Source organism: Haloferax sp. YSSS75 (assembly GCF_046764215.1).
In the GTDB taxonomy this organism is placed as follows: Archaea; Halobacteriota; Halobacteria; order Halobacteriales; family Haloferacaceae; genus Haloferax.
In genome coordinates this window covers 3,037,663-3,062,503 of sequence record NZ_CP177206.1, presented here as the reverse complement: position 1 = coordinate 3,062,503, position 24,841 = coordinate 3,037,663, and the positions used below count along the sequence as shown (strand labels likewise).

General features: G+C 62.5%; 27 protein-coding genes. 16 read left to right on the top strand and 11 right to left on the bottom strand.

Annotation, left to right across the window (positions count from 1 at the left end):
- Nucleotides 1-31: 31 nt before the first annotated feature.
- The gene (locus ACK3R5_RS15910) at nucleotides 32-1,075 is read right to left on the bottom strand and encodes an ATP-binding protein (protein WP_411967647.1); all 1,044 of its coding nucleotides are present in this window, start codon (nucleotides 1,073-1,075) and stop codon (nucleotides 32-34) included.
- A 154-nt stretch (nucleotides 1,076-1,229) separates the two neighbouring features.
- On the opposite strand from ACK3R5_RS15910, the gene ACK3R5_RS15905 reads away from it, so the two are divergent.
- The 4 genes from ACK3R5_RS15905 (at nucleotide 1,230) to sufU (ending at nucleotide 4,233) form a co-directional block, all read left to right on the top strand.
- A complete protein-coding gene (locus ACK3R5_RS15905) occupies nucleotides 1,230-1,445 on the top strand; it encodes a hypothetical protein (RefSeq protein WP_411965014.1) in 216 nt (71 codons plus the stop codon).
- A 123-nt stretch (nucleotides 1,446-1,568) separates the two neighbouring features.
- The gene (gene sufS, locus ACK3R5_RS15900) at nucleotides 1,569-2,849 is read left to right on the top strand and encodes a bifunctional cysteine desulfurase/selenocysteine lyase SufS (protein ID WP_411967646.1); all 1,281 of its coding nucleotides are present in this window, start codon (nucleotides 1,569-1,571) and stop codon (nucleotides 2,847-2,849) included.
- Between the two features lie 298 nt (nucleotides 2,850-3,147).
- A complete protein-coding gene (locus ACK3R5_RS15895) occupies nucleotides 3,148-3,735 on the top strand; it encodes a mechanosensitive ion channel domain-containing protein (protein WP_411967645.1) in 588 nt (195 codons plus the stop codon).
- 72 nt (nucleotides 3,736-3,807) lie between these two features.
- Nucleotides 3,808-4,233, top strand: a complete 426-nt coding sequence (gene sufU, locus ACK3R5_RS15890; protein WP_411965011.1) for a Fe-S cluster assembly sulfur transfer protein SufU — start codon at nucleotides 3,808-3,810, stop codon at nucleotides 4,231-4,233.
- Nucleotides 4,234-4,533: 300 nt separating this feature from the next.
- On the opposite strand, the gene radA is transcribed toward sufU, so the two are convergent.
- The 4 genes from radA to htpX form a co-directional block, all read right to left on the bottom strand.
- Nucleotides 4,534-5,565 (bottom strand): DNA repair and recombination protein RadA, encoded by a 1,032-nt coding sequence (gene radA / locus ACK3R5_RS15885; RefSeq protein WP_411965010.1) that lies wholly within the window; start codon nucleotides 5,563-5,565, stop codon nucleotides 4,534-4,536.
- Between the two features lie 170 nt (nucleotides 5,566-5,735).
- Nucleotides 5,736-6,341, bottom strand: coding sequence for a PspA-associated protein PspAB (gene pspAB, locus ACK3R5_RS15880; protein WP_411967644.1), 606 nt, complete (start codon nucleotides 6,339-6,341; stop codon nucleotides 5,736-5,738).
- Nucleotides 6,342-6,418: 77 nt separating this feature from the next.
- Complete coding sequence (locus tag ACK3R5_RS15875) at nucleotides 6,419-7,984, bottom strand: hypothetical protein (protein WP_411967643.1); 1,566 nt, start codon at nucleotides 7,982-7,984, stop codon at nucleotides 6,419-6,421.
- A 468-nt stretch (nucleotides 7,985-8,452) separates the two neighbouring features.
- A complete protein-coding gene (htpX, locus tag ACK3R5_RS15870; RefSeq protein WP_411965007.1) occupies nucleotides 8,453-9,334 on the bottom strand; it encodes a zinc metalloprotease HtpX in 882 nt (293 codons plus the stop codon).
- Between the two features lie 116 nt (nucleotides 9,335-9,450).
- Here htpX and ACK3R5_RS15865 point away from each other — a divergent pair, with 116 nt between their 5' ends.
- From ACK3R5_RS15865 to ACK3R5_RS15855, 3 genes are all read left to right on the top strand, one after another.
- Nucleotides 9,451-10,341: an NAD-dependent epimerase/dehydratase family protein gene (locus ACK3R5_RS15865; protein WP_411965006.1), complete on the top strand. Its 891-nt coding sequence runs from the start codon at nucleotides 9,451-9,453 to the stop codon at nucleotides 10,339-10,341.
- A 68-nt stretch (nucleotides 10,342-10,409) separates the two neighbouring features.
- Complete coding sequence (locus ACK3R5_RS15860; protein WP_411965005.1) at nucleotides 10,410-11,036, top strand: phosphoribosyltransferase; 627 nt, start codon at nucleotides 10,410-10,412, stop codon at nucleotides 11,034-11,036.
- A 78-nt stretch (nucleotides 11,037-11,114) separates the two neighbouring features.
- Nucleotides 11,115-12,245 (top strand): 60S ribosomal export protein NMD3, encoded by a 1,131-nt coding sequence (locus tag ACK3R5_RS15855; RefSeq protein WP_411967642.1) that lies wholly within the window; start codon nucleotides 11,115-11,117, stop codon nucleotides 12,243-12,245.
- Between the two features lie 90 nt (nucleotides 12,246-12,335).
- On the opposite strand, the gene ACK3R5_RS15850 is transcribed toward ACK3R5_RS15855, so the two are convergent.
- The 3 genes from ACK3R5_RS15850 to ACK3R5_RS15840 form a co-directional block, all read right to left on the bottom strand.
- Nucleotides 12,336-12,530, bottom strand: a complete 195-nt coding sequence (locus ACK3R5_RS15850; protein WP_411965003.1) for a UPF0175 family protein — start codon at nucleotides 12,528-12,530, stop codon at nucleotides 12,336-12,338.
- A gap of 415 nt (nucleotides 12,531-12,945) precedes the next feature.
- Nucleotides 12,946-14,823 (bottom strand): helicase C-terminal domain-containing protein, encoded by a 1,878-nt coding sequence (locus ACK3R5_RS15845; protein WP_411967641.1) that lies wholly within the window; start codon nucleotides 14,821-14,823, stop codon nucleotides 12,946-12,948.
- Nucleotides 14,824-14,895: 72 nt separating this feature from the next.
- The gene (locus ACK3R5_RS15840; protein ID WP_411965001.1) at nucleotides 14,896-15,099 is read right to left on the bottom strand and encodes a hypothetical protein; all 204 of its coding nucleotides are present in this window, start codon (nucleotides 15,097-15,099) and stop codon (nucleotides 14,896-14,898) included.
- A gap of 95 nt (nucleotides 15,100-15,194) precedes the next feature.
- Here ACK3R5_RS15840 and ACK3R5_RS15835 point away from each other — a divergent pair, with 95 nt between their 5' ends.
- Genes ACK3R5_RS15835 through ACK3R5_RS15825 form a run of 3 tightly spaced genes read left to right on the top strand, consistent with a single transcriptional unit; the run spans nucleotide 15,195 to nucleotide 17,802 of the window.
- A complete protein-coding gene (locus ACK3R5_RS15835) occupies nucleotides 15,195-16,079 on the top strand; it encodes a YkgJ family cysteine cluster protein (protein WP_411967640.1) in 885 nt (294 codons plus the stop codon).
- 54 nt (nucleotides 16,080-16,133) lie between these two features.
- A complete protein-coding gene (locus tag ACK3R5_RS15830) occupies nucleotides 16,134-17,066 on the top strand; it encodes an NAD(P)H-binding protein (RefSeq protein ID WP_411964999.1) in 933 nt (310 codons plus the stop codon).
- A 40-nt stretch (nucleotides 17,067-17,106) separates the two neighbouring features.
- The gene (locus tag ACK3R5_RS15825) at nucleotides 17,107-17,802 is read left to right on the top strand and encodes a hypothetical protein (RefSeq protein ID WP_411967639.1); all 696 of its coding nucleotides are present in this window, start codon (nucleotides 17,107-17,109) and stop codon (nucleotides 17,800-17,802) included.
- Between the two features lie 26 nt (nucleotides 17,803-17,828).
- On the opposite strand, the gene ACK3R5_RS15820 is transcribed toward ACK3R5_RS15825, so the two are convergent.
- Entirely contained in the window at nucleotides 17,829-18,005 is a 177-nt protein-coding gene (locus tag ACK3R5_RS15820; RefSeq protein WP_411964997.1) for a DUF5786 family protein, read from the bottom strand.
- A 149-nt stretch (nucleotides 18,006-18,154) separates the two neighbouring features.
- Between ACK3R5_RS15820 and ACK3R5_RS15815 the strand changes: the two genes are divergently transcribed.
- A complete protein-coding gene (locus ACK3R5_RS15815; protein ID WP_411967638.1) occupies nucleotides 18,155-19,162 on the top strand; it encodes a DUF5784 family protein in 1,008 nt (335 codons plus the stop codon).
- Between the two features lie 141 nt (nucleotides 19,163-19,303).
- On the opposite strand, the gene ACK3R5_RS15810 is transcribed toward ACK3R5_RS15815, so the two are convergent.
- Nucleotides 19,304-19,588: a DUF2795 domain-containing protein gene (locus ACK3R5_RS15810; RefSeq protein ID WP_151111290.1), complete on the bottom strand. Its 285-nt coding sequence runs from the start codon at nucleotides 19,586-19,588 to the stop codon at nucleotides 19,304-19,306.
- 132 nt (nucleotides 19,589-19,720) lie between these two features.
- Here ACK3R5_RS15810 and ACK3R5_RS15805 point away from each other — a divergent pair, with 132 nt between their 5' ends.
- Both ACK3R5_RS15805 and ACK3R5_RS15800 read left to right on the top strand, forming a co-directional pair.
- Complete coding sequence (locus ACK3R5_RS15805) at nucleotides 19,721-20,515, top strand: PHP domain-containing protein (protein ID WP_411967637.1); 795 nt, start codon at nucleotides 19,721-19,723, stop codon at nucleotides 20,513-20,515.
- A gap of 71 nt (nucleotides 20,516-20,586) precedes the next feature.
- Nucleotides 20,587-20,751, top strand: coding sequence for a DUF6757 family protein (locus ACK3R5_RS15800; RefSeq protein ID WP_411964994.1), 165 nt, complete (start codon nucleotides 20,587-20,589; stop codon nucleotides 20,749-20,751).
- A gap of 83 nt (nucleotides 20,752-20,834) precedes the next feature.
- Here ACK3R5_RS15800 and ACK3R5_RS15795 read toward each other — a convergent pair whose 3' ends face one another.
- The gene (locus ACK3R5_RS15795) at nucleotides 20,835-21,347 is read right to left on the bottom strand and encodes a DedA family protein (protein ID WP_411964993.1); all 513 of its coding nucleotides are present in this window, start codon (nucleotides 21,345-21,347) and stop codon (nucleotides 20,835-20,837) included.
- A 94-nt stretch (nucleotides 21,348-21,441) separates the two neighbouring features.
- On the opposite strand from ACK3R5_RS15795, the gene hemB reads away from it, so the two are divergent.
- The 3 genes from hemB to ACK3R5_RS15780 all read left to right on the top strand — a co-directional run bounded on the left by hemB (nucleotide 21,442) and on the right by ACK3R5_RS15780 (nucleotide 24,521).
- Complete coding sequence (gene hemB, locus ACK3R5_RS15790; RefSeq protein ID WP_411967636.1) at nucleotides 21,442-22,434, top strand: porphobilinogen synthase; 993 nt, start codon at nucleotides 21,442-21,444, stop codon at nucleotides 22,432-22,434.
- Between the two features lie 330 nt (nucleotides 22,435-22,764).
- The gene (locus ACK3R5_RS15785) at nucleotides 22,765-24,168 is read left to right on the top strand and encodes an ammonium transporter (RefSeq protein ID WP_411964991.1); all 1,404 of its coding nucleotides are present in this window, start codon (nucleotides 22,765-22,767) and stop codon (nucleotides 24,166-24,168) included.
- Nucleotides 24,165-24,521: a P-II family nitrogen regulator gene (locus ACK3R5_RS15780; RefSeq protein WP_411964990.1), complete on the top strand. Its 357-nt coding sequence runs from the start codon at nucleotides 24,165-24,167 to the stop codon at nucleotides 24,519-24,521. The genes ACK3R5_RS15785 and ACK3R5_RS15780 overlap by 4 nt, the downstream gene beginning before the upstream one ends.
- Nucleotides 24,522-24,841: the final 320 nt, after the last annotated feature.

Sequence of the window (24,841 nt, the reverse complement as noted above, 5' to 3'; positions counted from 1 at the left end):
GGCACCCCGACTCAGAGCGTCTGCGCCCGCGTCAGTCTGTCAGTTCGACGCCCGAAATCTCGAACCGAACGCCGCCCGACGCCGACTCGGTGAGTTCGATATCCCAGTCGTGGGCCGCGACGACTTGCGAGACGATAGAGAGTCCGAGACCCGTCCCGTCCGTCTCCGAGGAGTAGCCATCTTCGAACACCGCCTCGCGTTCGTCGGCAGGGATGCCGACGCCGTCGTCTTCGACGTAGAAGCCAGTTCGTTCCGTGTCGGCGAGTAGTCCGACGGTCACCGTAATCTGCGTGTCGCCGTCCAAGTGGCCGTGTTCCACGGCGTTTCGATATAGGTTCTCGAAGAGGTGTGACAGGAGGTTCGGGTCCGCCTCGAACGTCGTCGAGTCGACGACGACGAGCGACCCGTCGCCCGTCTCGACGTGTTGCCACGCGGACTTGGCCTGCGCTTCGAGTTCGACGGGCGCCCACTCGGACACCGAGTTCTGCCGAGCCAACACGAGAGTGTCCGAGACGATGTCGTCCATGCGTTCGAGTGCGTCGACGATGCGGCCGAGATGCTCTCTCGTCATCTCGTCGTCCAGCATCGTCTGAGCGTATCCGAGGGCGACGGAAAGCGGGTTGCGCAGGTCGTGTGACAGGATGCTGGCGACGTTCCGCAACCGACTGGCCTTCTCGTCAGCTTCGAGTTCGGCGAGTTTCCGGTCGGTGATGTTCAAGTGGACGACCTGTACGTACGTCTCGTCGTCGTGTGTAAACCGAGAGGCGCGCATCGTGAACCACCGGCGTTGGTCGGGCGAGTGACACGGGTACTCACGCGAGAAGTGGTCTCGCTCGCCAGCGACGACAGCGCGAATCCCTCCGGCGATACTGTTCGCTTCGGCGTCTCCGCTCGCGTCACAGACAGTGAGATAATTCCGTCCGACCGAACTGGATTCACCGACGTAACCGTTCTCCTCGCCGAAGGTTCGCCACGCCTGGTTCGTGTAGAGAATCTCTCCCTCCGCATCGAGAACCGCGAGTTGCATCGGCAGCGCCTCCAAACTAGAGGTGGCGAGAGGAGATGGCAGAGGCATACATTCACAGAAAGGCGACCACTACTTCATGCTTCTCCCCCGGTTACGTCGGGAAGTTGGCACACAGTCGGGGAGACAAGCCACAGGAGACTGCTGGGCCGCCCGGTGGGTCACGCGCAGACGAGTATTTGAGGGTTCCACGCGAACTCGGTGTATGTCGTCCCCCTCGACACCGCACCCCTCGTTACTCGTCAAACTCGACGCGCTCATCGGCCTTCTCCTGGTCGTCTGTCTCCTGCTCTCACTGGTCGCCATCGGCGTCCTCGGCGTCCTCGGCGTCGTCGGTGTGCTCGTCGTCGCCGTCATCGGTGTCGTCGGGTGGTACAGTTATCTCCGGTCGCTGAACCGGTACGCTGCTGACCTCGACTGAACGCGCTGTCGGTCAGATATCCGAGATACCGGCATCGATATCCGGAGGAGCGAAACCACGAACAGTTTCGTTCCGACACGTGGACCGAAGACGTGTTGTGCCTCGGGGCGTAACCCCAGATTAATGGGAGTCCAGGAACCGTACCCCGTCGACGTCGATGCCATCCGCGAGGACTACCCGATTCTCCAGCGGAAGGTCGGCGGCGACATCTCGACGCCCGGTGAGGACGACGACGACACCGTTCCGCTCGTCTACCTCGACAACGCCGCGACGAGTCAGACGCCGAAACAGGTCGTCGATGCCATCGTGGACTACTACTACGGATACAACTCGAACGTCCACCGCGGTATCCACAGTCTGAGCCAAGAAGCGTCCGTCGCCTACGAGAACGCCCACGACAAAGTCGCCGAGTTCGTCGGTGCCTCCGGCGGGCGCGAGGAACTCGTCTTCACCAAGAACACCACCGAGTCGATGAACCTCGTCGCCTACGCGTGGGGCCTCAACGAACTCGGTCCGGGCGACTCCGTCGTGCTCACGGAGATGGAACACCACGCCTCGCTGGTCACGTGGCAGCAAATCGCCAAGAAGACCGGTGCAGAGACGCGCTTCATCCGCATCGACGACGAGGGGCGCCTCGACATGGAGCACGCGAAAGAACTCATCGACGACTCCACGAAGATGGTCTCTGTCGTCCACGTCTCGAACACGCTCGGGACCATCAACCCCGTCTCCGAACTCGCCGACATGGCCCACGAAGTCGGGTCGTACATCTTCGTCGACGGTGCGCAGTCGGCACCGACCCGCCCAGTCGACGTGGAGGCCATCGACGCCGACTTCTTCGCGTTCTCTGGACACAAGATGTGCGGGCCGACGGGCATCGGTGCCCTCTACGGCAAGCGCCACATCCTCGACGAGATGGACCCGTACCTCTACGGCGGCGAGATGATTCGTCGCGTCACCTTCGAAGACGCCACGTGGGAGGACCTGCCGTGGAAGTTCGAAGCGGGCACGCCGCCCATCGCACAGGGTATCGGATTCGGTGCGGCCGTCGACTACCTCGACGACATCGGCATGGAGAACGTCCAGGCCCACGAGGAACTCCTCGCGGAGTACGCCTACGACCGATTGAGCGAGTTCGACGACATCGAAATCTACGGCCCACCGGGCGACGACAGGGGTGGCCTCGTCGCGTTCAACCTCGACGGCGTCCACGCACACGACCTGTCGAGCATCCTCAACGAGCAGGGCGTCGCCATCCGCGCCGGCGACCACTGTACGCAACCACTCCACGAGGTTCTGGGTGCCGCCGCCTCGACGCGGGCGTCCTTCTACATCTACAACACCAAAGCAGAAATCGACAAACTGGTCGAGGGCCTCGAAGTCGCACGCGACCTGTTCGCGTGAGGCGGTTTTCTACTCTTCCGCGAACGAAGTGAGCGGGCCGACGAACGAGAGGAGGCACGAAGTGCCGAATCGAGCGAGGAGTGCTTTTGGTCCACCGTGAGACGCGTCACGTCTCATGAGCCTTCGTTCACGTTGCTCACGAAGACAGGTTTTGCCGAGCGAGCGTCGCGAGCGCAGCGCAAAAGGTGGGGTTGACGGCCTCGAAGTCGCACGCGACCTGTCCGCCTGAAGATGGGCGAACGAGGGTGAATTTCACGCACCCCAATGTCTTTGTCGGCTTGACACGTCATCCGGTCGTATGCTCCAAACGGTGACCGGGTTTCTCCTCGAAACGCTCGAAACGACACTCGTCGAGTTCGGAACCGTCGTCCGCGACGCGACACCGAAGATACTCACGGGACTCGTCTTCGTCGGCCTCGCGTACGTCGGTATCAGAGTGATTCTGTACGTCGTTCGGGGCGTCCTCGACGGAATCTATCCGGAAGAACAGGACCTCGTCGTCGACCTGGGCGTCGCTATCACCGGTATCTTCCTCTGGTTCGGCGTGGCGTTAGCACTGCTGAACATCGTCGGGATGACCGAAATCGCGGCGAGTCTCGGCACCGCCGCCGGGTTCATCGCCCTCGGTGTCTCCTACGCACTGTCGAACATGATTGCCGACACCGTCGCCGGCGTCTACCTCCTCCGTGACCCAGACTTCAACCCCGGCGACAAGGTCAAAGCAGACCCGGTCACCGGCACGGTCACTGGCATCGAACTCCGAAAGACGCGATTCGAGAACGAGGAGGGCGACACCGTCGTCGTCGCCAACCGCGACGTCGAAAAGAAGTGGACGAAGTACGACGAGATGGAGACGACGACTGCCGCCGCAACCGAGTCGGTCTAAGCGCCGAAATCGGAGGATTCGGCCGCCCCGGAACCCTTTTACGGCACTCGGGCGTATCCCCGACGAACACCAATGGGCATTGGCTCAGACATGTATCGTCAGCAGATTTTGGACCACTACAAGAACCCCCGTAACCACGGCCGACTGAACGAACCGACGTTCAGTCACACGGGGGAGAACCCCTCCTGCGGCGATACGATTACGATGGACGTGCAGCTCGCCGACGACGGCGAGACGATAGAGCGCGTCGCGTTCTCCGGTGATGGCTGTGCCATCAGTCAGGCGTCCGCGAGCATGCTCACGCAACGACTCCCGGGGAAGTCGCTCTCCGAACTGGAAACGATGGACACCGACGACATCACGGAGATGCTCGGTGTCGACATCTCGCCTATGCGCATCAAGTGTGCCGTCCTCGCCCGACAGGTGGCACAGGACGGCGCGAAGATTCACGAAGGCGAGATAGAAATCGAGAAGACGAAGACCGAAGACGACGCGTAAACCGGCCTGCGATTTCTCTTCGTTCGACTGCGTGGCGAGCGTCGCGGCCGCAGTCGCTTCGAGTCGGTGCTGTCGCTCGGCGGTGTCGAAAGGGGGGAAAATGGAGTCAGTCGAGGGTCGTTCGGCCTTATTCGGGCTTCAGACCGGCTTCCTGCCCACGCCCACCTTTTGCGCTGCGGGCTGCGTCGCAGCCCTCGGCAAAAGCTGGACCAAAAGCCTCGTCACTCCCGTTGGTCGTTCCTCGGCCCGTTCGGTCGCTTCGCTCCCGAACGGTGGAAACGGGGGAATAGAAAGTGGGCCTTACTCGGGCTTCAGACCGGCTTCCTGGACGCGCATGACGGCTTCGCCGTCGGCGAGGTTCGGCGCGTCGACGAGGCGGACGATACGCTTGTCGCCCTTGGACTTGCGGAGGTAGATACGGAACGTCGAGGTGTGACCGAGGATGTTGCCACCGATTGGCTGTGTTGGGTCACCGAAGTAGGAGTCGGGGTTCGACGCGACCTGATTCGTCACGAGAATGCCCGTGTTGAACAGGTCACCGATGCGCATCAGGTCGTGGAGGTGCTTGTTGAGCTTCTGCTGGCGTTCGGCGAGTTCGCCACGTCCGACGTACTCGGCGCGGAAGTGGGCGGTCAGCGAGTCGACACAGAGGAGGCGAACCGGCCAGTCGGTGTCTTCGTGTTCGCCGGCGAGTTCCTTGGCCTTCTCGGCGAGGAGAATCTGGTGGTTGGAGTTGAACGCCTTGGCGACGTGAATCTTGTCGAGGACGTCGTCGACGAGTTCTTGCATCGCCTCCTCGTCACCGACGGAGCCTTCGATTTCGCGGTCTGCGAGCATCGCTTCGAGCACGTCGTCTTCGAGGCCACGGACCATGTCGTCGATACGTTCGGGACGGAACGTGTCTTCGGAGTCGATGAAGATACAGCTCCCACCGAGGCCACCCTGTTCGGGCGGCAACTGGACGTTGACGGCCAGTTGGTGCGTGACCTGAGACTTACCGGCACCGAACTCACCGTACACTTCGGTGATGGACTGCGTCTCGAGGCCACCGCCGAGGAGTTCGTCGACTTCGTCGATTTGCCACGACAGTTTGCCGATTTGCTGGCGTCGTTCGAGGACCATCGACCCTGTCTCGAACCCACCGACGTCGGCCGCTTCACGGGCCGCGTTGATGATGTCTGCCGCTGTGCTGGAACCGATATCCGCTTTGTTCGACAGTTCGCCGGGGCTGGCGACTGCGATAGATTGGTAGCTGTCGTAGCCGCTCTCTACGAGTTTGTCGGCCGTCGCCGGGCCGACACCGGGGAGACTTTCGAGGTCGTCTTCTGCCATACATCGTCGTTCCGCCTATACCCTCATAAACCCTCGTTAACAGCGAAGTGAAAGTGTAATCGAGAGACTGCGGCGGCCCGATGACGAGTGTCTGACGGAGGTTCAAGTCGAATACCGCGTCAGTGAGGTGCCGCGACGAAGGAACGCGAGAAATCAGTGCGTGTTCGGGGTCACTCCCACGGGTGGCCGTCGGGCGTCGAGGGCCACAGCGGGTACCAGTATCCTTCGTCGTCTTCGATTTCGAGTTCACCGTCGAGGATGGATTCGAGTTTGAACTCCAGTTTCTGGTTCCGCTTCGACGTGCTCTGCGGCGCGAAGGGGTAGTACGCGCCGCGGCGGAACGAGTAAATCCAGTAGGCTCTGTCGCCGCCTTTTCGGAATCCGAAGAGGGCGGCGAGGAGACGCGACCCGTACCCGCGCTCGATGAACTCGTCGGCCGCGAAGTGGACGCTCGTCACGAGGTCCTCGGGGTCGTCGTCCACGAGGACCACCCAGTTGTAGCCGTGGTCGTCCGTGTGGCGTTTGAACTCCGTGCCGGTCTCTTCGCTGCCGGCGGTGAGAATCGCTTCGACAGAGTCGACAGTGTCTGCGAAGTCGGTGCTGTCCACAGAGGAGAAACAGAGGGCCGCCTCGTCCGCCGAGTCGAATCCGAGGTCAGCTTCCATCGTCAGATAGGCGGTACTCATGCCGAAGAGGTCCTCGGGGTCTGCCCGCGACGTCGCGTCCGACTCGGCGCTGATGCCGAGGGCGGACCGAAGCGAATCAAAGAGTCCCATGGGCATCGCTAGGGGGCCGAGAACTTATAGGGTGTATCGAAACGAGCGGGCAGGGACCCAATCAGGTCCCGTTAGAATCAGTCTCGCCCGGTACGAGAACCGCCGTCAGTTCGAGTGGGTGTCCCCGTCTCTACGCCGTCGGAGTACTCGAAGGGCTGGATCAGGTAGTACCGGTAGATGACGTAGACGACGAGCAACCACATGAGCACCAGCAGGTAGGGAAGCCAGTTGCTGGTCTGGTCGAGTGGCGTCGCCACGTCGGCACCGGACGGCCCGACAGGAGCGGAGACGTCGGCGACTGCGGCAGGTGTCTCAGTCTCAGTCTCGGTTTCGGTCGTCACCTCGTCGTCCGTGGACGTTGGAGTCTGCGCCGTGGGCGCGCCTGCGTCGTCAGCACGGTCTGTATCGCTGGCGTCGGCGGTGGTCGTGTCACTCTCGACTGTCGTCGAGGGTGCGTTCGTCACCGTCGAACTACTGCTCCCTCCGCCGCCCTTCTGACTCGGTTTGTCGCTGGTCGGCGCGGACGTGTCGTCGCTGGAAGACTGCTCGCCGTCGGGTGTCGTCGTGTTCGAATCGTCCGGCGTCGAGGTGTTCGAGTCATCCGGTGTCGTCGTATTCGAGTCGTCCGGCGTTGTCGTATTCGAGTCGTCCGGCGTTGTCGTGTTCGAATCGTCGGGTGTCGAGGTATTCGAGTCGTCTGGGACGGTCGTGTTCGAGTCGTCCGGCGTCGTCGTGTTCGAGTCATCCGGTGTCGTCGTGTTGGAGTCATCCGGAGTCGTCGTGTTCGAATCGTCCGGCGTCGAGGTATTCGAGTCGTCCGGAGTCGTCGTGTTCGAATCGTCTGGGACGGTCGTGTTGGAGTCATCCGGCGTCGTCGTGTTCGAATCGTCTGGGACGGTCGTGTTCGAGTCGTCCGGCGTCGTCGTGTTCGAGTCATCCGGTGTCGTCGTGTTGGAGTCATCCGGAGTCGTCGTGTTCGAATCGTCCGGCGTCGAGGTATTCGAGTCGTCCGGAGTCGTCGTGTTCGAATCGTCTGGGACGGTCGTGTTGGAGTCATCCGGCGTCGTCGTGTTCGAATCGTCTGGGACGGTCGTGTTGGAGTCATCCGGAGTCGTCGTGTTCGAATCGTCTGGGACGGTCGTGTTCGAGTCGTCCGGAGTCGTCGTGTTCGAATCGTCCGGCGTCGTGTTCGAGTCACCAGTGTCGTCACCGTCGTCAGGACAGTCACTCGATTGGTCTGTTCCATTGTGGAGGCCGTGTACGAACTCCGAGACCTGTTCACCGACGGTGGCATTGGCATCGGGGACGTCACAGACGAGGGAATCGGTGGGTGTCGTGCTGTTGTTCGCCTCGTCCTTCGGGGGGACGATTCCGTCGACGAACTCCGAGACTTGCTCACCGACAGTCGCCGACTCGTTTTCGTCGTCTACAGCGGTCGAATTGTTCGTGGGAGTCTGTTCAGAGGTGTTCGACGGCGAACCGTTGTTCGGCGAATTGCTCTGGGGCGGCAGCTCTGCCGCCCCGGTGCCCTGTGGACCGCCGGGTACCTCGTCGGCGGGCTGGAGCGCCGCCGCTGGGACCAACGGCGCAACCAAGAGCGCCACGGCGACGATGAGTACCGCGGCTATTCTGACAGTGTTCATATATTCTCGAACAGTAGTACGCGCTCTGAGAGCAACGTAACAGACAGAATAACCGGAAATTCAGGGATTATACACGGTGTTTAGTTGTGATATGTGACAGAGAGTATCACAGTTCAGGATATTCTCGGTATCGTGTGAATCAGATGCAAGTCGTCACCGACAAGAGATTCCGAGATGGTGGGCGAGAACGCCCGCATCGACCGACGTGGGGTGGTTCGAGGACGACGAAGAACGGGAGAGTACCGGAGAAAGCCGAACTATCCAGCGGGACAAATCCGGTTAAGACGTTCCTGAACGGTTCTCCGGTCAGCAGTCTGTCTGTTACAGGCGTTCGGTACGACCCGACTCGTCACGCCGGAGCGGACGATTGGAGAGTCGACAAGAGGCGGACTCCGCGACGTGATTCGTGTGGTCACGTCGTATCTGGCCGAGAAAACAGTCGCACCGACTTCGAAGGCCGAGCGCCGATTAGAACGTCTCCATCTCGCGTTCCATGTCGCGGAGACGCTCGACGCGCTTGTCGGTCGATGGGTGGGTGCTGAACAGTTTCCCGATGAAGTCGGACTTGATGGGGATGATGAAGAAGGCGTTCATCTCCGACGTCTCGCGCATGTCGCGCTTGGGGACGTTCTCCATGCGGCCCGAAATCTTCAGCAGGGCGGACGCCAGTGCCGACGGACGCCCCGTGATGATTGCGGCCCCACGGTCGGCAGCGAACTCACGGTACCGCGAGAGCGCCCGGATGAGCAGGTAGGAGATTATCCAGACGACCAGCGACGCGAGGATGGCGACGATGACCGGCATGTTCTGGCGGTTGTCGTCGCCGCCGAAGAGCCACCCCCACCGAACGATGATGAAGGCGATACTCGAGAGGAACGACGCGATAGTCATGACCATCACGTCACGGTTCTTCACGTGCGCGAGTTCGTGGGCGAGGACGCCCTCTAACTCGTCGTCGTCGAGGGTTCGGAGCAGACCCGTCGTGACACAGACGGCCGAGCTCTTCTGTGAACGGCCCGTCGCGAAGGCGTTCGGCATGGACGAATCCGAGATTGCGACCTTCGGTTTCGGCAGGTCTGCCTGCTGCGAGAGGCGGCCAATCATCGCGTGCAGTTTCTGCGCCTGCGGACCGTCGTCTTCGTCGACGACGCGCGCACCCATGCTGTAGAGCGCTATCTTGTCGCTGAAGAAGAGTTGAGCGAAGAGGAAGATGCTCATGAACCCCACAACGACGAGCAGGTCACCGAAGTAGAAGGCCAGCAACCCTGCGAAGACGATGTAGAGAGCGAACAGGAGGAACATCGTGAACACCATGCGTCCGCGAAGTCCCCAGTCCGGTTTCCATTCCATACGCCGTCATTAGTAATCCGACTAATAAACGCTGTTGGAATGCGAGACAATAGCACGCCGAAAGACGGCGAGGTGAGATACGTGGGTTTAGCACGCCGGCACGCCATCGACCACGCATGGAGACAGTCATCGTCACCGGTGCGCTCGGTCGCTCTGGTCGCTGGATTACCGACCGACTGGCCGACGACTACGACGTCGTCGCAGTCGACCTCGACCACCCCGGATTCGAAGTCGAACCGCGCGACAACCTCGACTTCCGTGCGGCCGACCTGAGGAACATGGGCGAGGTTTCGGACCTCGTGGCCGACATCGACCCCGACGCAGTGGTCCACTGGGCGGCCATCCCGTCACCGACGCGCCACGCCGGCAACCGCGTCTTCGAGACGAACGTTCAATCGACGTACAACGTGCTCGTCGCCGCCGCCCGTGCCGACGCGCGAATCGTCTGGGCCTCCTCCGAGAGCGCCTACGGGTTCGCGTTCGCAGACGAGACGCCGCTCCCAGACTTCCTCCCCGTCACCGAAGCCCACCCGCTTCGGCCCGAAGACCCCTACGGGACGGCCAAAGTCGCCGGCGAAGAGGTGTCGAAGATGGTCGCCCGGAAGTACGACGCCTCGACGTGTGCCATCCGCCCGTCGTGGATTCAGTATCCCGGTGAGTACAACTGCCGTGGCGTCGCCGAGTCGGGCGAACTCGCCGGCGGTGCGGGGAACTACTGGTCCTACGTGGACGTCCGCGACGTAGCGGGACTCGTCGCCGCGGCGCTCTCGGAACCGGTCGACGGTCACGAAGCAGTCCACGCGGCGGCCGCAGAGACGTATCTCGGACGGCCGACGGCCGACGCCGTCGAGGAGTTCTTCGGCGAACTCCCCGCGGAGTGTACCCTCGACGGCGAGGAGTCCGCACTCTCGACGGCGAAAGCAGGCGACCTGTTCGGGTGGGAACCCGCCCACTCGTGGCGCGAGGCGAACGACGAAGACGTCCCCGAACCGACACTCTGGGAGTGAAACCGCAGACCGAGACGCGGTCACTGGGGCACATCATTTTCCCGACAGGGCGCATACGTCTAGTCGACATGTTCGCCGATAGAAAGGACGCGGGCCGGCGGCTAGCAGACCTACTCGACGAGCGAGAAGAAGAGGCGGACGTCGTGCTCGCTATCCCGCGGGGTGGCCTCCCAGTCGGGCGAGAAGTCGCCGACAGACTCAGAGTACCGCTGGACGTCGTCGTCGCATCGAAAGTCGGCGCACCGAACAACCCGGAACTGGCGCTTGGGGCCGTCGCCGGCGATGGAAGCGCGTGGTGGAACGACGAGTTGCTGTCGTACCTCAACGTCGACGACGAGTATCTCGAACGAGAGCGCGAGCGCGAAGCGGAGGTGGCCCGCGAGAAAGTGGCGTTGTACCGCGGTGACGGTCCACTGCCCGACGTCGAAGGAAAACGGGTCGTCGTCGTCGACGACGGCGTCGCCACGGGAGCGACCGCTCGCGCCTGTCTCCGACAGGTCGTCGCCAGCGGCGCAGAACGCGTCGTCCTCGCAGTTCCGGTCGCACCACCGAACACCGTCCGCGAACTCGAAGACGAGTGCGACGCCGTCGTCACCGTCGAAGCACCCGAAGCCTTCGGCGCAGTCGGCGTGTTCTACCGCGACTTCTCGCAGGTCTCCGACGAAGAGGCCGCCGCCTACCTCGACACCGAGTGAGTCGACGCCGTCGGACCAGCGCACGGAGTGCAGACCCATGGCGCGGAACTTAAGCGCCCGAACGGACTAGACCCGCCGATGAGCGAATCCCGCGACTTCTGTCCCCGGTGTGGGGACCCCGTCCCGGAGCGGACAGAACCCCTCCCCGGGATGCCACGTGAACGAGACGACGTCGTCTGCGACTCGTGTTACTTCGAGGATTTCGACCTCGTGGACGCGCCCGACAAGGTGCAGGTGCACGTCTGTGCACAGTGCGGCGCGGTCCACCGCGGTAACCGATGGGTCGACGTCGGCGCCCGCGACTACACCGACATCGCTATCGAAGAGGTGTCGAACTCGCTCGGCGTCCACCTCAACGCCGAGGAGGTCAGTTGGGGCGTCGAACCCGAACAGGTAGACGAGAACAACATCAGGATGCACTGCCACTTCTCGGGTATCGTCCGCGGGACGCCCGTCGACGAATCTATCGTCGTCCCCGTGAGCATCTCGCGAGAGACGTGCAAGCGCTGTGGTCGCATCGCCGGTGGCTACTTCGCGAGTCTCGTCCAGGTGCGCGCCGACGACCGGACGCCGACGAAACGAGAGGCCGAGGAGGCCATCGAAATCGCCGAGTCGTACATCGCCGAGCGAGAGAACAAAGGCGACCGAGACGCGTTCATCTCGAGTATCAAGCGGACGCCCAACGGTCCGAACATCAAGATTTCGACCAACAAGATGGGAAGCGGCGTCGCCAAGCAAATCCGCGAACGCTTCGGTGGGACCATCGAGGAACACCCGACGCTCGTCACCGAAGACGGCGACGGAAACGAAGTCTACCGCGTCACGTTCGTCGCACGACTCCCGCGCTACACCGCCGGCGATATCATCGACCCGGAAGACGGCGACGGCCCGGTGCTCGTCAGGAGCAACCGTGGGCGTCTCAAAGGGATTCGTCTCGCCACCGGCGACGACTACGAGTCGGAGTTCGAAGACGGTGAGCGACCGGAGGCAGAACACCTCGGGTCGACCGACGACGCCGAAGAGACCACCGTCGTCACCGTCGAAGACGAGTACGCGGTGCAGGTACTGGACCCCGAGACGTACGAAGCCAAGACGATTCCACGCCCGGACTACTTCGACCCGGACGACGCGATGGTGCCGGTCCTCAAGAGTCAGTCGGGAGTCCACATCCTCCCCGACGACGCCGTCGAAGACGACACGGACGAATAGGGTCAGACGGGATTCGCCGACGGGCGACGGTTTTTCGGAGCAGTCACTAACAAGCGACAGCGAAACGAGAGAAAGGGGTCGAACGCGTCGTCAGTCCGCACTCGCAGAGTGGTCCGTCGACGTGGCCGCAGTGGGGGCGTCTTCTTCGCGCACGGGGACACCGTGGCGCTCCAGTGCCACGAGGAGTTCGTCCTCGGAGTAGCCAGACCGAGTCGCCGCCTGTGTGAGCGACAGTGTTCCACTACGATACAGTGTCATCGCCGTGGCGAGTGCGTTGGAGTGCATGACCGATACCCTATCATCAACCTCACTACTGTTAACTATTTCGTGTGAAAGCGTGTCAAAGACATAATTAAGGAGCGCATGGGTTGACAACCAGAGACCAGAACCGAAAATCGCTACCAGACTGACCAAGAGCATTAACAATCATTGAAGATTTGTATCGTCGCGCCGAATACCCTTGGACGGAGCGGTTATTTTACGAATATTACGACATATTAACACACACTTATTTGACGGTATCAGGCCGGAGAAATATGAATGCCCTCTCGCCGTTATCACACGCGGGACTCAGTGGAAAAGTGTTAATTAGGGGTTGGCCGACGCCACAGACATGGAGAGACAGCAACTACTCGCACTGACGCTCGTCGCGCTGATGCTGGGTTCGTCGGTGTTCTACGGCGTCAGCTTCCTGCTGTAGTCACTCGCCCCACACGTCCGAAAGCGGGTGGTTCCCTCGGCCATCGTCGTCCGACCCACTGCCCGACGAGCGACTGCGACTGCGACTGTTGGACGACCCACTGCGACTGCTGGACCCGCGTGTCCCAGACGCGGACGACTCACTCGTCGAGCGCTGTGAGCGAGACGCCGAGTTCGCGGAGGATTGCCCACTGAGGTTCGCGGGGCCATCACTGGCGTTCGACCCGCGTCCACCGGCGGCGACAGGGTCGAACTCCGGGAGGTCCGGTTTCGTCATCCGGTCGACCTGCTCTGCGAACCAGTCGGGCATGTCGTGACGCGTCTTTTCGAACAACTGGAGGAGGCTACTGTCCGCGATGTAGGTATCGCCGTAGTCGTCGGGGGCGCGGACGACGCGGCCACAGGCCTGAATGACGGTTCGCAGGGCGGCGCGGCGGTACCACGCCCACTGGCCGTCTTCGAGACGGCGGGCGACCCGCGAGTCGTTCGTGTTGAGGTACGGCGCTTTACATAGCACCTGCCAGCGGCACAGGTCACCCTTCAGGTCGAGCGCCTCTTCCATCTTGACCGAGAGGAACACCTCCGGCCTGTCGGTCGCTTTCCACGTCTCTAACTCCTCGTTTCGGTTGTCTCTGTCGTGGCCGCGGATGCGGTTTCCGAGGCCCATCTCGGCGAGGCGGCGACGCAACTCTGCCTGAATCGCATACGAGTGACAGTGAACGAGTCCCTTCTCGTCGGGGTGTTTGGCCATCAATCGAACGACGAGACGGGCGATGTTGGGAATCGTCTCGTCGCGGTGTTCGTAGGTCATCTTCCCCTGTGTCACGTCGTAGAGCGGTCGGTTCTCCACCGGGAAGGTGTGGCCGACGTCCACGAGAGCGACGTTCGACGGGTCCAACCCGACCGACCGGCAGAACGCCGCTTTGTTCAGAATCGTCGCCGAGAGGAGCGCGAACTTGTTGCCACGGTCCCAGACGGTGTGCTGGAGATACTTCGCCGGGTCGAGCGGTTTGATGGCCATCGGCGAGCCTTCGCCGTCGTGTTGGTCGACCACCCACGTCGTCGGACTCTGCGGGTCGCGGTAATCTTCGACGAACCACTTCAGTTCCGAGATGAGTTCCTGTAACTGGTCGCGACGTGCGGCCTCCTCGGGGGTCAGTTCGGGTTTCGTCAGTAACTCGTCTTTCGCCCGCTTGCAGACGCCGACGAGTGTCTCGGCGAATCGCGAGGCGCGTTCGACGGGGTCACCCGCCTCCGAGAGGTCCGGGACGCCGATGTCGTCCCACACGGGGACCGTCCGGGGTTTGAGGTCGATAGTCGCGTACATCTCGGCCCACTCGGCGAGTCCGTGTGCTTCGTCGATGACGACCACGTCGCGCTTGCGGAACACGTCCGACCCGGCAGTCTGCATGAAGTACGCGAGCGTCATCGCCGCAATCTGCCGATTCGACGCGATGGCACGGTCAGAGAAGTACGGACACCGGTGGCGGATACTGCAGTCGAACCCACGTTCACGAGCACAGGGTGCCCTGTCGACTGGTGTGTCTTCTTCGCCACGGATGATGCAGTTGTAGTTCGACTTCCCGCGGATTATCTTGAGGTCCGAGAGCAAGTCGTCTTCGGCGACGTCGTCGAGTTGCGACACCTGCGGTGTGGTGTAGTAAGCGTCTGTCGCCTCCGCAGGAGACGCCTCTTCGGCAGTCCGTGCCGCGCCGGCGATAGACCGGGCGAGCAGTGACTTTCCGCTCCCGGTCGGTGCTCGGACCAACACCACGTCCTTGCCGCCTTCGAAGGCGTCACGGATGTCACGCAGGGCTTGCTCCTGATTGCCACGGAAACTGGGGGCGGGAAACGAGTCGACGATGCGTGACGGGTCCACGATGGTTCCTGTGGGTGTGGCGGCCTAAATCCACCGCTCTCGGTCGAGAACAGTGAGACGAAAAACAGCGGCTTAGAGACCAGCAACGTCTTCTGCGGTCGGTTCGCGGTCACCCGGCAACTGCTCGAGACACTCGAAACAGAGGAAGTGCTCGGACCCGTCGACGAGTTCGAGCGTCATGCCGCCGGACGACGACGTAGGGAAGTTCCACAGGTCGCCGATACCACCGGCGATTCGGACGCCCTTCCCGCAGGCGTCACACGGTTGTGAGGTCATACGACGAGTGAGGGTGCGAAACGGGAAAAGCACCCCGCCCGGCAAACACGGCCTCGCCGGGGGGTTCATGTCGATTGCCGTAGAACTTCTGTGCCATGCGTGTCGATTGCGAAGGCTGTGCCGGATGCTGTATCGACTGGCGGCCGGTTTCGCCGACCCAACTCGACCACGAACGACGCGGGCCACGGTCACCGCTGGACGACACCTACAACCTCGTCCCGTTGACCCGCGACGAGATTCGGGACTTCGTCGACGCGGGACTCGGTGACGTGCTCACGCCGCGACTGTGGGAAGTTCCCGCCGGCGAGGGTGTCGACATCGACGGCGTCGAAGTGGCGACTATCGGCGGCAACCCCGCGTTCTTCGTCGGGATGCGCAAACCGCCGAAACCGGTCGCTCCGTTCGGCCTCGAGCGGACGTGGCTCCGCGCCTGTGCCTTCCTCGACCCGGAGACCCTCCAGTGTCGCATCCACGACACCGACCTCTACCCCGACGAGTGTGCGGAGTATCCCGGCCACAACCTCACGCTCGACCAGGAAACCGAGTGCGAACGCGTCGAAGCCAGTTTCGGCGACGAACGCCTCCTCGACGGCACGCCGCCCGAGAACCAACACGGCCTGCTTCTCGGCCCGCACGCCCTCGGCGCGAAGGTGTTCGTCCACCCGGACCCGGACCGACTCGCGGGCGTCGTCGACAGACTCCAACAACGGGCGCTCACACCCGCCGACAGAGCAGAGTTCGTTGGTGTCGCCGTCGGGTCGCATCCGGGGTCGACCGAAGTGGACGACGAACGCGCCCGCAAAGCGCGGGAGCGAACGCTCGACTCGGAATCGTGGGCCGGCCAACTCGTCGACGAGTGGACCGACGCAGCGACCATCCTCGGCGACGCCGCTGACGACGCACCCCACCCCGACGACGTGGAAGTGGCACGCGGCGCGCCCGAGACGCCCGGATGGGACGCGGTTCGAGTCGACAACTGACTGGTCGACTCCCCCGACGAGAGTTTAACAACTCGAAACACGTTATCACACATCATGAAAGTCCTCGTGACCGGTGCCACCGGGTTCGTCGGCCACCGCCTCGTTCCCGCCCTCCTCGACGCTGGGCACGACGTCGTCGCACTCGTCCGTGACGTGAGTCGTTACACCGGGCCGGAAGACGTCGAACTCGTCGAAGGCGACTTACTCGACGCGGCGACGCTCACACCCGCGATGGAGGGCGTCGACGCGGCCTACTATCTCGTCCACTCGATGCGGTCCGGCGGCGACTTCGAGGCGCGTGACCGCCTCGCGGCCCGCAACTTCGTGGACGCGGCGGACGCCGCAGGCGTCGAACGCGTCGTCTACCTCGGCGGACTGGGTGAGGAACGCGACCGGTTGTCGCCACACCTTCGCTCGCGACGTGAAGTCGAACACCTCCTCGCCTCTGGGTCGTTCGAACTCACGACGCTCCGGGCGGCAATCATCGTCGGCGCGGGGAGCGTGAGTTTCGACATGGTTCGACAACTCGCGAAACGCCTCCCGGTGATGGTGACGCCCCAGTGGGTCCAGACGAAGTGCCAACCCATCGCCATCGACGACGTCGTCGCCTACCTCGTCGGCGTCCTCGACCACCCCGAGACGGCGGGTGAGACGTACGAAATCGGCGGCCCAGACGTACTCACCTACCACGAGATGCTCCAGCGCGTCGGTGCCCACCTCGGGCACGCGCCCCGAATCGTCCCCGTCCCCGTGTTGTCGCCGCGGTTGTCGTCGTACTGGATTGGTCTCGTCACCGACGTGGACACCGACGTCGCCAGACCACTCATCGAGGGTCTGAAGAACCCCGTCGTCGTCACCGACGACCGAATCCGCGACATCGTGTCGGTAGACGATATTCCGTTCGACGAAGCGATAGAGCGTGCCTTACACGACGAGCGTGAGGAGACGACGAGTATTCCCATCGAGTCCACGACAGACGCGTCGTGACAGTGACGATTGATAAGCGGCGGAGACTTACGTCGTATCTATGAACGACGCCCCGGAGTACGGTGAGACGTGGGTCTACGAGAGTATCGTCGGCGCACTGCCGGGAGTCGATATCGGAGAACGGGGTGCAATCGCCCTCCAGATTGCCGTCTTCGAGACGGCGGTGCTCGTGCTCGCGTGGGTGTACGACCTGTGGGCCGCCGCAGTCGCCGGCACCGCGGCAATCGTCGTCGCCGCTGTCGGGAGCGTCGTGATGCTCCGGATGGGAGAACAGACCCGTGCCGCCGCCGTGCCAGCGCCGTACCGCCGACTCCTCTTCGGGTCGAGTATCGAAGTCGTCCTCGGCATCCTCGCGTTCGTCGCCCTCGTCACCCACCTGTTCGTCTTCGACCCCCGGCAGACGACGACACCACTTTTGACGGTGCTGTTCGGCCCAGACCCACCAGTCGTCGTCGTCTACCTGATGCTCCTCGTCCTGTGGGACCTCTGTTACCGAATCGGTACCTCGTGGTGGGCCGCCGTCGTGGGACTCTGGGGGGCGGTCCGCTATCGATTCGACGAACCGACTGCACGGACCGTTCGGCGAGTGAACCTTCTCAACGTCGGGTTCGGCGCTGCACAGGTGCTCGTGATTCCGTTCGTCCTCGACCAACCGGTCTTGCTTTTCGCGGTGGGCGGTCACGTCGTGGCCGTCACCGTCGTCTCGGCGACGGCAGCGGCGCTGGTACGGACGTGAATCCGGGAGTAAGGAACTGACCCGATTTACTTGTCGGACTTCATCTGCTTGAACTGTTCGAGGAGCGCGTCGGTGGAGTCACCAGAGTCGTACTCGATGGTTCCGTGGTAGGTCGTCCGGTCGTCGTCGGTGCCGGGTTCGACCTGGCTCGTCATGCGTTCACGGCGTTCGTGCTCGGCTTCGTCGTAGGCACCCATTGACATGATACACCATACCGTGCGGCTGTGTACCACATATAGTTATCGGAGATATTCACACGAGTGACACGTTTGGCCGATACTGGTCGGCGTCGACGGACACAGACGGCCGTCAGGCGGGAAAGGATAAAATCAACCGGCGGACTACATCGTATGTGGCACGTCCCCTTCGCTTTCGCTTTGCCCCCGGTCGCTGGGATATGTCGCGGGTCAACCGCGACGTCTACCACCCTCTCGACGACAATCTCGGCGCGACGATGCGCGCCCCGTGGTACGACCCACCCGAGGGATACGAAGCCAGACGGTTCGATATGGACAACGGTGATACCGCACTGTTGGCGTGGACAGACGACCACGCCTACTGGGTCGGCAACACCGAGACGCCGAGTTCGCTGTGGCGAACAGACAAAGAGGCGTTCAGCGACGCCCCCTTCGAGATATCTCGCTGGGCACAACGCGAACTCATCGCGGAACTGTTCGACGAGTCGCCGTGGCTGAAACCCTACCCCTACCTCTCGTGGTTCTTCCTTCCAGTGTTCCTCTCGAAAGACGGCCGAGAGACGACTCGCTCGTTCTTCTACGACCACGCCGCCGGGTTCCCGGACGCGACGCGCGACGAGGCGCTCGAATTCTACGACTCGTTCTTCGAGACCGGTGTGCTAGACGACTACCGCGAGGTGATGGCCGGGAAACTCGGGACGTCCGAATACTTCGACCCGACGCGGATGGCCGCGGCGATGGGCGAGTTCGACGTGGCGTACCTGCTGACCGAGGCAGGATACGAAGTGACGCCGGAGATAGAAGTCGCGACGGGGCACTCTATCGACTTCCGCGCCGAGAACACCCACGCTGGCGGTGCGCTCATCGAAGTGACGCGCCCGCTTCCGCCGAGTCGACGGTCGGTGAGCAACCCGGTCGCTGCGATTCGAGACACGGCACAGACCAAGACCAACGGCGAGGGACAACTCGCCGAACACGGCGGCGGTGTGACGCTCTTCGTGGACTGTTCGTCGTACCCCGACGACGACTGGCGGGCCATCATGGGCGAGCAACCGGACGTCCGGCACCGACCGGCAGTCGTCTTCAGACTCCGACCCTCGGGCCACGTCGAAGGCTACTCGAAAGGGTCGGTTCCGGTGGACCTCCCGTGGCTCTCTGCCTGACCTGCGTCTGTCCTGTCCGCATTCTCTGAATCGCGTCCGCTCGAACGTCGAAGCAGACCAGTCCGGCCGTTTTCGGCGAGCCAACGGCTATCCGGTTCGTGTAGTCTTTCCGAAGAAGATGTTTGAGAGGTTCTGCAGGTCTTAGAACGAAACCATCTCTGGACCGTCCTCGCCGAGCGGCGAGGGGTCACGGTCACTGTAGTACCGACGACCGATGGCCTCGTGGCCAACACCGGTGAAGAGGGCATCGCGGACGTCCTGCGGGCACGTGTAGGTCTCGTCTCCGAGACGGGCCAGAATCTCCGCAACCGTCTCCTGGCCGTTCTGAAGCTCGATTACTTCGTCCCCGTAGTGTTGGGCGAAGTCGGTCGAGCTAGTCGGGTATTCGTGGCGATCGATTGCGTCGCCGAGTCCGTTCAGGCGCATTACAACCACACAGATTGGGTCATCATTCTTAATGATTTTCCATGATTGTCCTTAGAATGTTGGTAGTCCTTAATCATCCTTAATTGAGGATTCGTCGCAAGGTTTGTTTCCCCTACGAACCGACGACGAGACATGGACGACGACCCGCCAGTTGCGGACCTGCACCTCCACACGACTGCCTCGGACGGTCGTCTCACCGTCGACCGACTCCCCGAGGCGGCCCGCGCAGGCGGTGTCGACGTCGTCGCGGTGACGGACCACGACAGGTACCACCCCGAACTCGACGGGCCAGTCGTCGAACGCGACGGCGTGACGATTATCCACGGTATCGAACTCCGTGTCGACGCGGGCGACACGCGCGTCGACCTGCTTGGATACGGTGTCGAACCGACCGACGCACTCACTACCGAAGTCGAGCGTCTCCAAAAGAACCGTGTCGAGCGTGCGCGCAAAATCGTCGACTACGTCGAAGAGACCACCGGTGTCCACCTCGACATCGACCTTCACGACGGTATCGGCCGCCCGCACATCGCCCACGCTATCGACGTGAGCGACGCGCCCTACGACTATCAGGGGGCGTTCGACGAACTCATCGGCGCGGACGGGCCGTGTTACGTCCCGCGTGACCTCCCGTCGTTCGACCACGGCGTGGGAGTCCTGAAAGAAGCGTGCGCAGTCGTCGGCCTCGCACACCCCTTCCGGTACCGCGACACCGAAGCTGCACTCGACCTGTGTGCGGACCTCGATGCGGTCGAACGGTACTATCCGTACGGTTACGAGACGGACGTCTCGCTCGTCGACGACGCACTCGAGGAGTTCGACCTGCTCGCGACCGGTGGGAGCGACGCACACGACGAACGACTCGGACGTGCCGGCCCCCCCGAAGCAGACTACGTTCGCTTTGCCGCCGAAATTCCGGGTCTCTAACTGGTTAGACCGCTACTAATCGCGGTTATACGGGGGCTAGACTTAAATCCTAAGACGCCTGATGGGCGGGTATGCAGTGTCACTACTGCGACCGTGAGGCCGCATACGCCGCCGAGAAAGACTTACTCAAAGTCGGCCTCTGCGAGCGACACTTCCGCAAGCGCGTCGAGGAACTCGCCGAGTCTGAAGAACTCAAGGGCTTAAAAGAAAAACTCGACATTAATCGAACGAAGTGACTGCCTACCACGGACGCACCCCCGCATAATCACGGCTGACTGCCCTCTATCGCAGTCGGTCGACACCCTTCCGAACGCCCGCGTTACGCCAGAACCTGACCACCGAACACGTAGAGCGCTGCGAGCGCACTCTCGAAGACGAGCGTCCCCGCAGCAGACAACACGACGAAACGGCGTGGAGCCATCTCCGCGAATCCTGCGGGCACGGTGAGCATCCCGCGCGTGAACAACATCGCGTTACTCGCGGGGACGACTATCGGTCCCCACCGGTCGAACCACCCGTCGAATCGGTCGAGTCGCGACTCGTCGATGCGGAACCACGAGCGAGAGAGCAGATACTCTCGGCCACCGTACTTCGCGACCAGAAACAGGAGGAACTGGCCGACAGTCGCCCCGGCGACGGCGATGACGAGGATGGGCAGGAGATATCGCTCACCGATGAGCGCCAACGCACCCGGGACGAGCAATTCACTGGGCGCGACGTAGAGGAGCATCGCACCTTCGAGGACGAACACCGCAAAGAGCGCGACGAACGCCGCGTCCGACACCAGCAGGTCGCGGAGGAACGCTGGCAGTTCGGGGACCACTGAACTCATCGTCCGTCTGTAGTTCGACAACGTGCAAATGGGTTGTGACTGTCACTCGGACCGAGAGCGACGCCATTTTGCCACCACCTGTCGAAATCACCGTATGGACCTCACCGACCGCCCGCGACGGCTTCGAACGGACGGAATCCGCCCGCTCGTCTCGGAGACGACGCTCGACGCGACAGACCTCGTCGCACCCGTCTTCGTGGACGCCACGACTGACGAGCGGCTGCCTATCGAGTCCATGCCGGGCCACGAGCGCGTCCCTATCTCGGAGGCGGCCGACAGAGTGGCTGAAGTCCGCGAAACCGGCGTCGAAGCGGTCATCGTCTTCGGCATCCCGGAGTCGAAAGATGCCGAAGGGTCGCGCGCGTACGCGAACGATGGTGTCGTGCAAGAGGCAGTCCGGCGTATCACCGACCAGACGGACGCCTACGTCATCACCGACGTGTGCCTCTGTGAGTACACCGACCACGGGCACTGCGGAATCGTCGAGGAGGACGCCGCGGTAGACCCCACGCTGACCGTCGAGAACGACCCCACGCTCGAACTCCTCACTCAGACGGCAGTCTCACACGCCGAGGCGGGCGCGGACATGGTCGCCCCGTCGTCGATGACCGACGGGATGGTCGGTGCCATCCGCGAGGGACTGGACGACGCGGGATACAGCGACGTGCCCATCATGTCCTACGCCGCGAAGTACGAGAGCGCCTTCTATGGCCCCTTCCGCGACGCCGCCGACGGCGCACCCGCGTTCGGTGACCGCCGCCACTACCAGATGGACCCCGCCAACGCCCGCGAGGCGATGCGCGAAGTCGCACTCGACGTCGAGCAGGGCGCGGACGTGCTGATGGTCAAACCCGGTCTTCCGTACCTCGACATCGTCCGCGCCATCCGCGAGAACTTCGACCACCCCGTCGCCGCCTACAACGTCTCCGGCGAGTACGCCATGCTCCACGCCGCCGCCGAGAAAGGCTGGTTGGACCTCGACGCGACTGCCCACGAATCACTGCTGTCGATGAAACGCGCCGGTGCGGACCTCATCATCACGTACTTCGCAGAATCCGTCGCTGAGGCGCTCACATCCGACCGGTAAGCCCACACTGTCCGCCGCGTGCTCGCCGCGGGCGAGAGGGCCGGTGCGCACGGCCAAAACACCCATACCAGGCAACATTTTCCTGAACGTTCGTCCACACTTCGGCGACCATTCGTCCCGATAGTGGACGAAATACAACCTTATATGCGTAATATTCTAGCGCATTTTGTTCGAGTGTCGTATTACACACCCGTAAATCAGACATTTTCAACCCCATACTTTATGTATTACCTCACCATGAAGCCGAACCGTGATGAAGCACCACAATCCACACGGATTCGCGTTAAAAATACCAGAATGTTCACCTCGTGAACTCGGAGGTGGACACACGTGACGCCACTGCAGGTCGACCCCGCTGTCGTCGCCCAAGGGGTCAACTACGTCTGGATCCTCGTCGTATCGTTCCTCATCTTCTTCATGCAGCCGGGATTCGCGCTGCTCGAAGCGGGGCAGGTACGCGCGAAGAACGTCGGCAACGTCCTGATGAAGAACATGACCGACTGGGCGCTCGGCGTCCTCGTCTACTTCATCGTCGGTGCGGGCGTGGCGACTATCATCGGGGGACTCACCTCACCGGGTGGCTTCGACCCCACCGCCGCGTTCTCGTACATCGGTGACTCGGGAACGTGGATCGACTGGCTCTTCGGTGCCGTCTTCGCCATGACCGCCGCCACCATCGTCTCCGGTGCCGTCGCAGAACGCATGGACTTCCGTGCGTACGTCGTCTTCGCAGCAGTCATGACGGGTATCATCTACCCCGTCGTGCAGGGACTGACGTGGTCCGGCGGCCTGCTCGCCGGAAGCGGCTACCTCGGTTCGATTCTCGGAACGGGCTACCTCGACTTCGCCGGTGCAACCGTCGTCCACATGTGCGGTGGTGTCGCCGGCCTCGTCGCCGCGAAGATGGTCGGCCCACGCAGGGGCCGGTTCGACGAGAACGGCAAGAGCCAACCCATTCCGGGTCACTCGATGCTGCTGGCCGTCCTCGGCACGCTCATCCTCGCGTTCGGCTGGTACGGTTTCAACGTCGGCACGCAGGCAACCGTCCTCGCGACCACTGAGAGCGGTGGTCTGGAGTTCATGGGTGCCGCACTCGGCCGCGTCGCACTCGTAACCACGCTCGGCATGGGTGCCGGCGCAGTCGCCGCGGTCATCGTCTCGACGCAGTACCAGGGCAAGCCCGACCCGCTCTGGATGGCAAACGGTCTGCTCGCCGGTCTCGTCGCCGTCACGGGCGCCGTCCCCCACGTCACGTGGTGGGGTGGCCTCGTCCTCGGTGCACTCGGCGGCGCAATCGTCCTGCCGGCGTACCGTTTCACTGTCGACACGCTCAAAATCGACGACGTGTGTGGCGTCTTCGCCGTGCACGGTGTCGCAGGGGCAGTCGGCACGGCTCTCATCCCGGTGTTCGCAGTCGGCGGATTCTCCGCCACGCAACTGGTCATGCAGGTCGCTGGTGTCAGCATCATCGCCCTGTGGACCATCATCGCGTCCGCAGTCGTCCTGGTCGCGACGAGCGCAGTCTTCAGCCTCCGCGTCTCGAAGGAAGAGGAAGTCGAAGGCCTCGACATCGGAGAACACGGCGTCTCGGTCTACCCCGAATTCGTCGGCGACTCCGGTCCGGACCGCGGAATCGGCACGCCTGCGGCCACCGACGGGGGTCACGACGTGCGCACTGACGGTGGCAACGCCGACGACTCGACTGTCGCAGTCAACGGAGGTGAAGGCGAATGAGCGAGTCTGACGGCATCAAGATGGTGATGGCCATCATCCGCCCCGACAAACTCGCAGACGTGAAGACGGCACTGGCAGATGCCGGTGCGCCGTCGCTCACCGTCACGAACGTCTCCGGTCGCGGGTCACAACCCGCCAAGAAAGGCCAGTGGCGCGGCGAAGAGTACACCGTCGACCTCCACCAGAAGGTCAAAGTCGAGTGCGTCGTCGCCGACATCCCGGCCGAAGACGTAGTCGACGCCATCGCAGACGCCGCCCACACGGGCGAGAAAGGTGACGGAAAGGTGTTCGTCATCCCCGTCGACGATGCGGTACAGGTCCGTACCGGAAAGGAGGGAAAACCGGCAGTCTGAGGACATAGCTCCGGTTAATCCAACCTCTCGCTGCTCCGCTCACAGCAGCATCCCGCTGGAGGGTCTCGTTTCTGTCCCGACCCTCGTATCATTTTTTGTACACTACATACGTCAAATTGTCCGGCAACATTTGTCCAATTAGACCGTAGTTTATGACCTTAAACATCTCATACTCCATATTAAAGCGAACATACGTCGTATTAATCCCCGTTATTTGGACAATTGTCAACGCAAATGGTTATATGCTCGGGTGTGAATACTTTCTTCCATAATTCGCGATGCATTTGGTCGCGAATTGAGCACTAACATGAACGACCGTC

Bases quoted from the DNA above. Each gene is read 5' to 3' on its own strand.
- ACK3R5_RS15910 (WP_411967647.1), bottom strand. From the start codon at position 1,075: ATGCCTCTGCCATCTCCTCTCGCCACCTCTAGTTTGGAGGCGCTGCCG.
- ACK3R5_RS15905 (WP_411965014.1), top strand. From the start codon at position 1,230: ATGTCGTCCCCCTCGACACCGCACCCCTCGTTACTCGTCAAACTCGAC.
- sufS (WP_411967646.1), top strand. From the start codon at position 1,569: ATGGGAGTCCAGGAACCGTACCCCGTCGACGTCGATGCCATCCGCGAG.
- ACK3R5_RS15895 (WP_411967645.1), top strand. From the start codon at position 3,148: ATGCTCCAAACGGTGACCGGGTTTCTCCTCGAAACGCTCGAAACGACA.
- sufU (WP_411965011.1), top strand. From the start codon at position 3,808: ATGGGCATTGGCTCAGACATGTATCGTCAGCAGATTTTGGACCACTAC.
- radA (WP_411965010.1), bottom strand. From the start codon at position 5,565: ATGGCAGAAGACGACCTCGAAAGTCTCCCCGGTGTCGGCCCGGCGACG.
- pspAB (WP_411967644.1), bottom strand. From the start codon at position 6,341: ATGGGACTCTTTGATTCGCTTCGGTCCGCCCTCGGCATCAGCGCCGAG.
- ACK3R5_RS15875 (WP_411967643.1), bottom strand. From the start codon at position 7,984: ATGAACACTGTCAGAATAGCCGCGGTACTCATCGTCGCCGTGGCGCTC.
- htpX (WP_411965007.1), bottom strand. From the start codon at position 9,334: ATGGAATGGAAACCGGACTGGGGACTTCGCGGACGCATGGTGTTCACG.
- ACK3R5_RS15865 (WP_411965006.1), top strand. From the start codon at position 9,451: ATGGAGACAGTCATCGTCACCGGTGCGCTCGGTCGCTCTGGTCGCTGG.
- ACK3R5_RS15860 (WP_411965005.1), top strand. From the start codon at position 10,410: ATGTTCGCCGATAGAAAGGACGCGGGCCGGCGGCTAGCAGACCTACTC.
- ACK3R5_RS15855 (WP_411967642.1), top strand. From the start codon at position 11,115: ATGAGCGAATCCCGCGACTTCTGTCCCCGGTGTGGGGACCCCGTCCCG.
- ACK3R5_RS15850 (WP_411965003.1), bottom strand. From the start codon at position 12,530: ATGCACTCCAACGCACTCGCCACGGCGATGACACTGTATCGTAGTGGA.
- ACK3R5_RS15840 (WP_411965001.1), bottom strand. From the start codon at position 15,099: ATGACCTCACAACCGTGTGACGCCTGCGGGAAGGGCGTCCGAATCGCC.
- ACK3R5_RS15835 (WP_411967640.1), top strand. From the start codon at position 15,195: ATGCGTGTCGATTGCGAAGGCTGTGCCGGATGCTGTATCGACTGGCGG.
- ACK3R5_RS15830 (WP_411964999.1), top strand. From the start codon at position 16,134: ATGAAAGTCCTCGTGACCGGTGCCACCGGGTTCGTCGGCCACCGCCTC.
- ACK3R5_RS15825 (WP_411967639.1), top strand. From the start codon at position 17,107: ATGAACGACGCCCCGGAGTACGGTGAGACGTGGGTCTACGAGAGTATC.
- ACK3R5_RS15820 (WP_411964997.1), bottom strand. From the start codon at position 18,005: ATGTCAATGGGTGCCTACGACGAAGCCGAGCACGAACGCCGTGAACGC.
- ACK3R5_RS15810 (WP_151111290.1), bottom strand. From the start codon at position 19,588: ATGCGCCTGAACGGACTCGGCGACGCAATCGATCGCCACGAATACCCG.
- ACK3R5_RS15805 (WP_411967637.1), top strand. From the start codon at position 19,721: ATGGACGACGACCCGCCAGTTGCGGACCTGCACCTCCACACGACTGCC.
- ACK3R5_RS15800 (WP_411964994.1), top strand. From the start codon at position 20,587: ATGCAGTGTCACTACTGCGACCGTGAGGCCGCATACGCCGCCGAGAAA.
- ACK3R5_RS15795 (WP_411964993.1), bottom strand. From the start codon at position 21,347: ATGAGTTCAGTGGTCCCCGAACTGCCAGCGTTCCTCCGCGACCTGCTG.
- hemB (WP_411967636.1), top strand. From the start codon at position 21,442: ATGGACCTCACCGACCGCCCGCGACGGCTTCGAACGGACGGAATCCGC.
- ACK3R5_RS15780 (WP_411964990.1), top strand. From the start codon at position 24,165: ATGAGCGAGTCTGACGGCATCAAGATGGTGATGGCCATCATCCGCCCC.